Raw genomic sequence first — 10,534 nt, forward strand, 5'->3', positions numbered from 1 at the left:
ACTTGAAAATAGCAGACAGAGTTGCTTATTGGCAGGTGTAGCGATTTTATTAAAAAGATTTTAAACAGGTTCTAAGAAATTACTAATTTAAAAATACCAATCAATCATCGTTTTTTTGTCACAAATGACAGCTTCAACATTCATTGATTGAACAATATATTCTATATTTTCTTCTTTAGCTAATAATAAGGTTGTAAAGGAATCGTATATACTCATAAACGCATACTCATTGTCTTCTCCAGTAATAATTAACTCATTATTGCTAATGTCCCAAATATCTAATGGAGTAGTATTATTTACCTGTAATAATCCGTTTGTATCAAGAAGTGGTTCAGAGAAATATAGATTTTTTGCACCTTTAGAACCGAGGAGTTTAAGTAATTTGTGTAATAAAAATATAGACGTATAATCTTCTGTTGGATAATAAAGATTTTTTTTAAAGTTTGAATGTAGCTTTTCAGCTAAATCCTCTCTTTTATATTCTTCTGAAAAGGCACTAATGGAAGTCAAAATGGCCATTGCTAGGTCTGCGTATGAATGTAATCCACTACAAGACATCATTTCCTTCCAAGAAACGGATTTCCCATTGTGAATGATTTCTTCAGCGCTAGGATAGATGTGCTCATATGGTCTTTTTCTCACAGACTTTTCCCATCCTAAAGGCATTTGGACAAATGGATGTAGCAATATAGCTGCAGATTTAAAATTACTTGGTAGTTGTTCTAAAATTGGTGATTTGTCATCTAGCCAAATGTAATCCAACAAAATATAACCTCCTCTTAGACTTTGAAATGTACGGATTCCCGTATTATGTTTTTTTGTATTGATTGTATCAAATATAAAGCGAAGTATGAAATATGTCCCAACATAAAAGTAAGAATAAATAAAATGAAGTTTTCATAAATAGTAAAAGGGTGCTTATGTCATCAGTATAGCTAAAAAATGTTGTTACATATGAGAAGAGCGTGTTAATAAAATATGAGGTGGTTAAATGGGAAATGAGCAAGTGAAGTCTGTAAAGGAAGAAAAAAAGTTATGTCTTTGTATGATTGTCAAAAATGAGTCTAGAATTATGGAAAGATGTTTAAATGCAACAAAATCAATTGTAGATTATGTTTCTATTTGTGATACTGGATCGACGGATAATACGCCTGAAATTATTGAAAATTGGTGTAAGGAAAATGAGATACCTGGGACGGTTCATCATGAGCCGTTTAAAAACTTTGGTTATAACAGAAGTTTAGCTGTTTCATTAGCGCAAAAAACATATCCAGAAGCAGATTATTTATTAATATTAGATGCGGATATGATTTTAGAGGTTGATCCGAATTTCGATAAAACGAGCTTAACGGAAGATCATTATCTTACATTGCAATATGATGTTCATATTAAATATTGGCTTACACGTCTTTTGAAAGCTTCTTTACCATGGAAATCTGTCGGTGTTACTCATGAGTATTGGGATATAGATCGCTCAAAAGTTGGAGCGAATTACAATACGAAGGTAGATCGGTTAGAGACTCTTGTCGTGAATGATCCCGGAGATGGCGGGAGTAAAGCTGATAAATTTGAAAGAGATGAGAGGTTGTTGTTACAAGGAATAAACGACCCAGAAACAACGCCAGATTTGCATATAAGATATTTATTTTATTTAGCTCAGACTTATTTTCATTTAAGTCAATTTGAAGATTCGATTAAATGGTATAAAAAACGAGTGGAAGCAGGGGGGTGGGTTGAAGAGGTATTCTATTCGTTATTGCGAATAGGATTTTGTTATGAGCAGTTAGCAAATCGTTCAGCAAATAAACAAAATGAAGTGACAGATGCTGATGAAATAGAAAATGTTAAAGGGCAAGAAGAGAAATATTTAGCATTAGCTGTTTTTTATTTTCAAAAAGCGTGGGAATATAGACCAACTCGGGCTGAACCATTATACCAACTTGCAAGGTTGTATCGATTACGATCTCAAAACAATATTGCTTTGATGTATGCTCGGCAAGGAAAGGAAATTCCTTTTCCAAAGGATGATCTTTTATTTGTAGATTATCATGTGTATGATTACTTATTTGACTATGAAATTTCTATTAGTGCTTTCTATATACCGCATAAAAAACATTTAGGGGCCGTGTCGCAAAAGTATTTGGAATCGATTAAAGAAAAGATTCCATTTCATATAGCAAATGTAGTAGAGAATAATGCGAAATTTTATTAAATACATTTTCGGTTAAAGGAGTAGTGGAGTAATCATGAAATTAATGCGATGGGCGATTGAACTAGGAGAATCGGTGCATGGAAATACGTATGAAGAATTGATGCCACTACTAGACTATTATTATGATCGTGATCATTTAAAAGCGTATTGTATCGCAAATCTTCTTTTAAACATGGATGTATTAGATGAACATCGTGAAAGAATCGAATTAAGAAGATGCATCGCTGCTTATTATGCTGGATTATATAAAGTAGCAAGAAAACATGCAAATGAGTTAGTACTTAAACATCCGGATGTAGATTTATATAAAAATAATTTAAAATTAATGGAAGCTTATTTGAATAAAGAATATGATTATTGTCTTTTTATATGCCCAAAGACATATGGTAGTTTCATAGATGTTGCGCGAGCTTTAAAGTGGCGGTTGGAGCAGGAGGGAAATACAGTAATTATATCAGAAACAATACTGGAAAATGTAAAGAATACAGTTGTTTTTGGAGCACATACATACGCATATAACCCGAACCTTCTTCCGAAAGATGCAATTGTTTATAATTTAGAACAGCTATACGAAGGAAGTCCATATGCGCACCCCCTTTATTTAATATTATTAAAAGATAGAGTGATTTGGGATTATAGTAAACAAAATATAGAATGGCTTAAACAAAAAGGGGTAGGAAAAGAAATAAAACATGTAGAAATGAACTACGCTCCAACTTTGGAAATAAAAAAAGATGCGTTTGAAGATGAGATTATTGAAGATATTGATATTCTGTTTATAGGTGCTCTTAATCCGAGGCGACAAGCTATTTTTGATCATCTAAAAGCGATTGCCCCGAATTTAAATATAGTTTTTAAAAATAATGCGTGGGGAATTGTTAGAAATGAATTGATTGCTAGAGCTAAAATTATATTAAATATTCATTTTTATTTATCAGGAATTCTTGAAACACCTCGCGTGTCTTATGCAGTCGCAAATAAGAAATTTATTATTTCCGAAAATAGTAATCCAGAAGATGAGGTAGAGTGGCCAGGAATTGTGTTTACTCCGTACGAAAAAATAATTGAAAACGTAATGAAATATATAGAATTACCAGAAGAACGGAAAAGATTAGCGGAAAAAGCATATAATCATTTTGAAGCAAATGAAAGTTTAGGTACATTGAGCATGAGAGATGAAACGAAGTAATTGTGCGAAACTCATACGAAAGTATGAGTTCTTTTTTGTTTATCATACTATTTTATGAAACAAGTTAACTCTTTATATTGTGTTTTGTATAGAAATTTCTGATAATATATAAGTAGAACTTGAAAACAAAGGGGAGAAAGAATCATGAAACTAGTCGTTATTAACGGTACACCAAGAAAATTTGGTAGAACTCGCGTGGTGGCAAAATATATTGCGGATCAATTTGAAGGGGAATTATATGATTTAGCAATTGAGGAGTTACCTTTATACAATGGAGAAGAGTCACAACGTGATTTAGAGGCAGTAAAAAAATTGAAAACGTTAGTGAAAGCTGCGGATGGGGTTGTATTATGTACACCAGAATATCATAATGCGATGAGCGGTGCGCTGAAAAACTCTTTAGATTACTTAAGTAGTAGTGAATTTATTCATAAACCAGTTGCGTTGTTAGCGGTTGCTGGTGGCGGTAAAGGTGGAATAAATGCATTAAACAGCATGCGAACGGTCGCTAGAGGTGTTTATGCAAATGCCATTCCAAAACAAGTTGTGCTTGATGGATTACATGTGCAAGATGGTGAACTTGGGGAAGATGCCAAACCATTAATTCATGATGTAGTTAAAGAATTAAAAGCATATATGAGCGTATATAAAGAGGTGAAAAAGCAACTAGGAGTGGAGTGATATGTCCTCACTTTATCATGATTCTCGCTTGTATTACATTCTAGGGGCCAATAGTCTATCTGCTATTGGTTCCGGAATTGTTATGATAACGATTCCGTGGCTGTTAATTAAAGAGAGTGGAGGAGAGACAACGTTTGGTTATGTTTCTATCATTGCAACCCTCATTATGTTTTTATTAACACCATTCATTGGGCAAAGTATTGATCGTTTTTCAAGAAAATCTTTATTGTTATGTAACGAAGGAATCGGAATTGCCGTAATTGGAATAATGGTTATATGGGGATTTGCGGGGCAACCTTATCATTCTATTCACTATATTCTTATTTATATAGCCGGATCATTCTACTATTTATTATTTTATCCTACAATATTTGCGTTCAACCAAGAGATATTTCAAGCGGAACATTATAAAAGTTTAAGTGGAACGATGGAAATACAAGGACAGTTAACACAAGTTATTTCTGGAGCGGCCGCGAGCTTCTTAATTGAAATTGTATCTTTGAAGTGGATTTTGTTAGTAGACATGTTAACTTTTGCTGGAGCATTTTTTCTTTTCTTATGTATACCGTACGTAAAGAAAAAAGAAGTGAAAAGAAAAATAACATTTAAGAAGCAATTGTTTGAAGGAATTCACTTTATGAAAAAACGTCCTAAGCTCTTTTGGTTCTTACTGGCTACTTATATGCCGTTTATAGGTGTCATGATGGCAAATTATTTAATACCAGTTTATATTTCGGATATACTCAAAGCCAATGCCTCTGTATACGCAATAGAGGGCACGATGTACGGTGTCGGAGCGGTTGTTGCAGGAATCTGTATTCCACTCATAATGAAATATGTCAAAACAGAAGTTTCAATCGTTATGACGATGTTCATTTATGTAATTTCAATTACCGCAATGAGTATTGAACCTTCCGTAATTTTCTTATATGGACTTGCAATTTTTCATGCAGTTGGAAATGCGGGTACAAGAGTGGCGAGAAATGTATTGATGATGGAGGAAACTCCAAATGAAGTAATGGGACGTGTAGACAGCTTATTTCGCCTAATTGGTACTGGAATACGAATTTTATTATTAATGTTGTTTACAGCGGGTGTATCTAAAGTCGGAGTCATGCTGCCGTTTTACGTATTAAGCTGCATATTGATCTTCTCATTAGGAATCGCTATTTATTATGTACTATCCCAACGTAAAGTAGCGGCGCATGTTTCTAATAAATCAATGGTTTGAAAAAACACTTCTGCCTCCCTTTCTTTTTCTATATAATAACAAGAAAGGGAGTGAATACTTATTTATGAACAAATGGATCTTTCTTATGATTTTATTATTACCGCCACTATACATCATTTATATGACGTTTCGAATGAACAAAGTTGCTCGTGAAAAGTTGAGCTATCACTCTCCGTACGTTCTTATACTGGGTGCAAAGTTATTTGGGGATAGACCGTCTTTATCTCTTCAAAATCGTTTGGATGTAGCGTTGGAGTATTTATTTTCCCATCCTGAAGCGAAAGTAATTGTTTCAGGTGGTCAAGGAGAAGATGAAGATATACCGGAAGCTCATAGCATGAGAAATTATTTAATGGTACACGGTATAGATGAGAGTCGTATTTTAATAGAAGATCAATCTACAAATACGTATGAAAACTTAAAATTTAGTATGGATTTATATAATGTGAAACATGCGGTAGTTGTAAGTAATACATATCATTTATATCGAACGAAAATAATTGCAAAGCGTTTAGGTATGAAGATGGAGGCGCTAGCTGCTGAAACACCAATTCGTTCTAAGAGAAAAATGTATGTTCGCGAATATGCTGCTATTATGAAAACAATATTGTTCGACCGTTAGAGCTCAAATGCGAGCTCTTTTTTAATTTAAAAGCGTATCATTTGAAATGAATGCCATATTCCATCAAAATAAAGGAAACAACAGTAAAGGAGTTGTGTTTGTGATTCAATTTAATCATGTGTCAAAATCGTATGAAGATGGCACGAAAGCAGTGGATTCATTGCATTTAGAAATTAAAAAGGGAGAATTTTTCGTTCTCATCGGTCCGAGTGGTTGCGGGAAAACAACGACAATGAAGATGATTAATCGTTTAATCGAAACGACTGAAGGATCGATTTTAATCGATGGAAAAGATATTCAACAATATAATATAAACGAATTACGTTGGGATATAGGATATGTGTTGCAACAGATTGCATTGTTTCCTCATATGACAATCGCTGAAAATATTGCAGTTGTTCCTGAAATGAGGCAATGGAGCAAAAAGGAAATAAAAGCACGCGTCGATGACTTGTTACATATGGTTGGATTAGATCCGGATATATATCGAGATCGTATGCCTGATGAATTGTCAGGAGGACAAAAACAACGTGTCGGTGTCGTGCGAGCATTAGCCGCAAACCCGAAAATCGTTCTTATGGATGAACCATTTAGTGCGTTAGATCCATTAAGTAGGGAACAGCTTCAGAAGGATATTGTACAGTTGCAAAAAAAGATTCAAAAAACAATCGTGTTCGTAACACATGATATGCAAGAAGCATTATCACTTGGAGATCGCATTTGTATTATGAAAGATGGAAAAGTTGTTCAACTAGATACACCAGAAGGAATTATACATAATCCGAAAAATGAATTTGTAGAGGAGTTCATTGGAAATCGTGGACGAACTTGGTATGAGGAGAAAAGTGTAGCAGATGTATTGCCGCTTGATCAAAGTGTGCAATTAGAAGGGCAGGCACTATCATTACATTCTTCTTTACAAGAAGCGTTAGTTCGTGTGCGTGATGAGGAGATCGTTCCAGTTGAAGAAAACGGTCAATATATTGGAGCGTTAACAAGTCGTCATATCGTCAATTACATTGTTGAACAAATGAAGGAGAGAGGCTAAACAGTGACTAATTTTATACAAACGTTCCAAGAACGAAAAATAGAATTACTAACTGCATTAAGTGAGCACTTACAAATATCGCTTATTTCATTATTTTTTGCAGTAATTATAGCGGTGCCACTTGGCATTTTATTAACAAGAAAAGAACGAATGGCTGAATTTATAATAGGAACTTCTGCAGTAATGCAGACAGTGCCGTCACTTGCATTACTCGGACTATTAATTCCGTTAGTAGGAATCGGAAAACTTCCAGCGATTATTGCATTAGTTGTGTATGCACTATTACCTATTTTACGAAATACATATACAGGAATAAGGGAATTAGATGAATCACTAATAGAAGCCGCGAGAGCTATGGGGATGAATAGTTGGAGAAGGCTGTGGAAGGTAGAGCTTCCGCTTGCATTGCCTATCATTATGGCCGGTATTCGTACAGCGATGGTATTAATTGTTGGAACGGCTACATTAGCAGCTCTCATTGGTGCTGGTGGGCTCGGTAAGTTTATATTATTAGGCATAGATCGAAATGATCATGCACTTATCATTTTAGGGGCCGTACCAGCCGCGTTACTCGCTTTATTCTTTGATATAGTACTTCGCATACTTGAACGACCGAAACGCTCTTCTAAGCATGTTATATTGACGATATGTATAGTAGTAGTAATGATTGCTTCTCCATTTCTTTGGAGTACAGAAAAGAAAGATATTGTTATTGCGGGCAAACTTGGATCAGAACCTGAAATTTTAATTCAAATGTATAAGCAGCTTATTGAACAAGATACCGATTTAAACGTACAATTAAAACCAGGTCTTGGAAAAACAGCATTTGTATTTGAAGCGTTGAAATCCGGGGAAGTAGATATATACCCAGAATTTTCAGGAACAGCTTTATCTACTTTCGTGAAAGAAGAACCAAAGAGCACAAATCGTGATGAAGTATATGATCAGGCTCGCATTGGAATGGAAAAGAAATATAATATGGTTATGTTGAAGCCAATGGAGTATAACAATACATATGCACTAGCCATGCCGAAAAAAATAGCAGATCAAAAGAATATAAATACAATTTCTGATTTAGGGAATGTTGCGCAGGAAGCCAAAGTAGGGTTTACATTGGAATTTGCTGATCGTGAAGATGGTTATAAAGGAATGCAAAAATTATATAACTATAAGTTCTCGAATGTTAAAACGATGGAGCCGAAGCTGCGTTATAGCGCAATTCAATCTGGAGATGTTAACGTAATTGATGCATATTCAACAGATAGTGAATTGGAGCAATACGGACTGAAAGTGCTAAAAGATGATAAAGGGTTATTCCCACCTTATCAAGGAGCACCATTATTAAGAAAAGAAACGTTACAGAAATATCCTGAACTTGAAAAGGTATTAAATAAATTATCTGGAAAGATTACAGATGGAGAAATGCGAAAAATGAATTATGAAGTTAACGTAAATGGTAAAAGTAGTGAAGAAGTCGCAAAACAATTTTTAGAAAAAGAGAATTTACTTCGTTAAATTTACAAGAAATATACAAATTTATATGTTTGAAATGACCGTTCATTACAAAATGAGCGGTTTTTTTGTGCATACTTATACATTTTTTCAAAAAAGTATTCCATTTTTGTTCATTTTCTTTTAGAATAAGTAATGTTTTCCTGAAAAAATATAAGAGAAACGTCTATTAGAGAAAAAGGTGACTTTAATAGTTGAACGAACATAACACCTAGAATGACAGATGGGGTGGTACAAATAGAAAAGAAGTTAGGATTTTTTCCGTTAATCGCATTAGTAGTTGGAACAATGGTTGGTGGCGGTGTTTTTAGTTTACCGCATGATTTAGCAGTAGGAGCAAACAGTGGTGCAATAATAATTGGCTGGTGTATTACAGCGATGGGAATGATTCCACTTGCGCTCGTATATCAAACGTTAGCAAGACAAAAACCGGAACTTGAAGGTGGAATTTATAGTTATGCACGTGCTGGTTTCGGTGAATATATTGGATTTAATAGTGCTTGGGGATATTGGCTAGCAGGAATCTTAGGTAATGTCGCAACAATTATGTTACTGTTTAGTACATTAGGTTATTTCTTTCCAATTTTCAAAGGAGGAAATAATGTTGCATCTATCGTTGGGGCATCACTTTTATTATGGACACTTCATTTTCTAATTTTATTTGGAATCCGTGAAGCTTCTATTATGAATGTTATCGCAACAATAGGGAAGTTAGTTCCAATCGTTTTATTTATTGTTGTAATGGTAACAGCCTTTCGCTGGGACACATTTACACATGATTTTTGGGGAGAAGGAACCTTCTCACTTTCCGCTATACTTGGTCAAGTGAAAAATACAATGCTTGTAACACTTTGGGTTTTCATTGGAGTTGAAGGAGCGGTTGTATTATCCGGAAGAGCGAAGAATAGCCGAGATGTTGGTAAGGCAACAGTAATGGGACTTATTTTAGTAATGTCCATATATATTTTAATTTCTGTTCTGTCAATGGGAGCGATGACAAGAAGCGAACTTTCTGTGCTAGAAACTCCGTCAATGGGACATGTATTAGAGCATGTTGTTGGTCCATGGGGTGCAGTTGCGATTAACATTGGGTTAGTTGCTTCACTTGTCGGTACATTAATTGGCTGGTTTTTACTTGTTTCTGAAATTTCTCATGTAGCCGGAAAAGATGGCGTATTTCCGAAAGTCTTTACGAAAACAAATAAAAAGCAAACACCGCACATGGCATTATGGATTTCAAATGGTGTTGCCCAAATTATATTTATCATCGTTCTGTTTTCAGAATCAACATATCAAATTATGTATTTCATTGCATCAACATCAATTTTATTACCATATTTATTATCAGCGTTATTCCAATTTAAATTAGTCATTACAAACGAGCTAAAAGACGCTAAATTAAAAAATGGAGCGTTAGCTTTAATTGCTTCTATGTACTCTGTATGGCTTCTTTATGCAGCTGGTTTAAAGAATTTACTACTCGTTTCAATTGTGTATGGAATTGGAATTATTGTTTACACGTTTGCAAGAAAAGAACAAGGGAACCGTTGCTTTGCAGGTGCAGAGAAATATGTGATGTGGGCAATTATTATTGCGGCTATCACATCACTGTATATGTTATTAACTGGAAATATAAAAATGTAAAAAGTCCTTTTCATTTAAAGGGCTTTTTTCTTTGTTTAGAGAATATTTACTACATAAGATATTCAGGAGGGATGAGAATGGAAGAAAAAGAACAGCTGTCTAGAATAATTGATTTAGCTAGTGAGTTAAGGAAAGTATTAGTGCAAGAATCTTTTTTTAATCATCATCCTGAGCTGAGAGGAGTCATTGAGAATTTAGCAAGTTCTGTTGAAAATTTGGCGGAATTGCAAAAAAGTAAAGATGAAAATGCTGAAGATCGATTACGTTACGTACTTGCTAAAATGAAAATTGCTCATAATGCAATTTTACAAGAGAAAAAAGCATTTCCTTCTCATTAATATACGTTTTAATTTTGAACCTGGCGGATAACGTCAGGTTTTTTATTTCTAGTTTTT

The 10,534-nt window shown here is 34.3% G+C and carries 10 protein-coding genes; 9 read left to right on the forward strand and 1 reads right to left on the reverse strand.

Annotated elements, in window-relative coordinates; all coding sequences use genetic code 11:
• Positions 1–87 precede the first annotated feature (87 nt).
• Positions 88–852 (reverse strand): DUF2711 family protein, encoded by a 765-nt coding sequence (locus tag ACQRBL_RS10870; RefSeq protein ID WP_043924654.1) that lies wholly within the window; start codon positions 850–852, stop codon positions 88–90.
• Positions 853–991: 139 nt separating this feature from the next.
• Between ACQRBL_RS10870 and ACQRBL_RS10875 the strand changes: the two genes are divergently transcribed.
• From ACQRBL_RS10875 to ACQRBL_RS10915, 9 genes are all read left to right on the forward strand, one after another.
• Positions 992–2,212 (forward strand): tetratricopeptide repeat-containing glycosyltransferase, encoded by a 1,221-nt coding sequence (locus ACQRBL_RS10875; RefSeq protein ID WP_023521843.1) that lies wholly within the window; start codon positions 992–994, stop codon positions 2,210–2,212.
• 34 nt (positions 2,213–2,246) lie between these two features.
• Positions 2,247–3,401: a hypothetical protein gene (locus tag ACQRBL_RS10880; RefSeq protein ID WP_023521844.1), complete on the forward strand. Its 1,155-nt coding sequence runs from the start codon at positions 2,247–2,249 to the stop codon at positions 3,399–3,401.
• A 144-nt stretch (positions 3,402–3,545) separates the two neighbouring features.
• Positions 3,546–4,082: an NADPH-dependent FMN reductase gene (locus tag ACQRBL_RS10885; protein WP_000780355.1), complete on the forward strand. Its 537-nt coding sequence runs from the start codon at positions 3,546–3,548 to the stop codon at positions 4,080–4,082.
• A 1-nt stretch (position 4,083) separates the two neighbouring features.
• The gene (locus ACQRBL_RS10890) at positions 4,084–5,313 is read left to right on the forward strand and encodes an MFS transporter (RefSeq protein WP_023521845.1); all 1,230 of its coding nucleotides are present in this window, start codon (positions 4,084–4,086) and stop codon (positions 5,311–5,313) included.
• A gap of 64 nt (positions 5,314–5,377) precedes the next feature.
• A complete protein-coding gene (locus tag ACQRBL_RS10895; RefSeq protein ID WP_001045718.1) occupies positions 5,378–5,935 on the forward strand; it encodes a YdcF family protein in 558 nt (185 codons plus the stop codon).
• A 100-nt stretch (positions 5,936–6,035) separates the two neighbouring features.
• Positions 6,036–6,983, forward strand: coding sequence for an ABC transporter ATP-binding protein (locus ACQRBL_RS10900; protein ID WP_000614073.1), 948 nt, complete (start codon positions 6,036–6,038; stop codon positions 6,981–6,983).
• A 3-nt stretch (positions 6,984–6,986) separates the two neighbouring features.
• Entirely contained in the window at positions 6,987–8,498 is a 1,512-nt protein-coding gene (locus ACQRBL_RS10905; RefSeq protein ID WP_411996217.1) for an ABC transporter permease/substrate-binding protein, read from the forward strand.
• A 213-nt stretch (positions 8,499–8,711) separates the two neighbouring features.
• Positions 8,712–10,139, forward strand: a complete 1,428-nt coding sequence (locus ACQRBL_RS10910; protein ID WP_098250541.1) for a basic amino acid/polyamine antiporter — start codon at positions 8,712–8,714, stop codon at positions 10,137–10,139.
• Between the two features lie 77 nt (positions 10,140–10,216).
• Positions 10,217–10,477 carry a hypothetical protein gene (locus ACQRBL_RS10915; protein WP_000391447.1) on the forward strand — a complete coding sequence of 87 codons (261 nt, stop codon included), beginning with the start codon at positions 10,217–10,219 and terminating at the stop codon, positions 10,475–10,477.
• Positions 10,478–10,534 lie beyond the last annotated feature (57 nt).

The organism is Bacillus sp. AF62, assembly GCF_050312695.1.
GTDB lineage: Bacteria > Bacillota > Bacilli > Bacillales > Bacillaceae_G > Bacillus_A > Bacillus_A cereus.